Annotated in this window: 2 protein-coding genes and 1 pseudogene; all 3 read left to right on the top strand. The window is 62.2% G+C overall.

The features are described from left to right. Window positions 1–322 (top strand): annotated as a pseudogene (locus tag B4F27_RS17560) (ABC transporter ATP-binding protein); the annotation flags it as partial. Beyond that, entirely contained in the window at window positions 319–885 is a 567-nt protein-coding gene (locus tag B4F27_RS17555) for a hypothetical protein (protein WP_051577590.1), read from the top strand. The pseudogene B4F27_RS17560 and the gene B4F27_RS17555, both read left to right, overlap by 4 nt. Window positions 886–896: 11 nt before the next feature. Continuing rightward, a partial coding sequence (locus B4F27_RS17550; RefSeq protein WP_286760297.1) for an ATP-binding cassette domain-containing protein occupies window positions 897–1,175 on the top strand: 279 nt, incomplete at its 3' end.

Below are 1,175 nucleotides of genomic sequence, written 5' to 3'. Positions count from 1 at the left end.
TCAGAAAAAGCTGCTGGAACTGGGGCGGACCATGATGGTCGACGCCAAGATCGTGTTCCTTGACGAGGTCGGGGCCGGTGTGAACCGCACGCTGCTCAATACCATCGGTGACGCGATCATCCGGCTGAACAAGGAACGCGGCTATACCTTTGTTGTGATCGAACACGACATGGATTTCATCGGCCGTCTGTGTGATCCGGTGATCTGTATGGCCGAGGGCAAGGTTCTCGCTCAAGGCACCCTGCCCGAGATCAAGGCCAACGAACAGGTGATCGAGGCCTATCTGGGCACCGGGCTCAAGAACAAGGCCGTGTCTGCATGAGACGGATGGCCACCGCATTGACGCTCTGCGCGGGATTTGCCCTGCCGCAGGCCGCTGCGGCCTGTGCGCAGCTGTCGGCGCAGGTCTGGATGTGCGATCGGGGCACCCCGTGGGAAGAAGCAACCTGGGACACGGTCGGCGACGGCTCCACCCGCTATCTGGGCGAGGTGATCCTGAACTTCACCCAAGAATGGCCCGGGTACGACATCGCCGACGGCACCTCGACGCTGGAAGAGCAATACGAGACCTATAGCGCCTGGATCGCGGCGGATGGCGGCCCTGCCCCCGAGGTGCTGAAGGTCGACCGGATCGACACCCCGATGGGCACGACCCTGCGCCACCTGCAATATGACGAGATCGAAGGCGACCGCACCATGAGCGCGGTCATGTTGTCGGATGTCGGATCAGCGCGGATTATGCTGTACCTCGATACCACCGACACAATGCCTTTGGATGAAATGGACAAGATGTCCTTTGAGGTGGCCATGATGCTGCGCGACACATGTGCGGATGAGATATCCTGCGCCGCGCCCATCCCTGCGGCAGCCCTGGACACCGAATGAAAGAGACTGACATGAGCAACCCATACGGCGACCGGGGCAACAAGGACCTGTCGATCGCGAACCCCAAAGGGCAAGGCACCGCGCAGCCGGTCAAAGGGGGCGGCAAAAGCCACCCCGCACCGGGGGGCCCCTTCCTGATCGGCGACACGATGACGGGCGGTTATGGCAAGGGCCCCGATATCCTGCGCGGCTGCACCATCGCCGTCGAAAAGGGTGAGATCGCCGTCATCGTCGGCCCCAATGGCGCGGGCAAATCCACGGCGATGAAGGCGGTCTTTGGCATGCTCGAC

Origin of the sequence: Sulfitobacter sp. UBA1132, from assembly GCF_002311545.1 — a bacterium.
Taxonomy (GTDB): Bacteria; Pseudomonadota; Alphaproteobacteria; order Rhodobacterales; family Rhodobacteraceae; genus Sulfitobacter; species Sulfitobacter pontiacus.
This window is presented reverse-complemented; position numbering and strand designations above follow the sequence as displayed.

What these genes read in the sequence shown, in the direction of transcription:
- B4F27_RS17555 (WP_051577590.1), top strand. Translation starts at nt 319, where the DNA reads ATGAGACGGATGGCCACCGCATTGACGCTCTGCGCGGGATTTGCCCTG.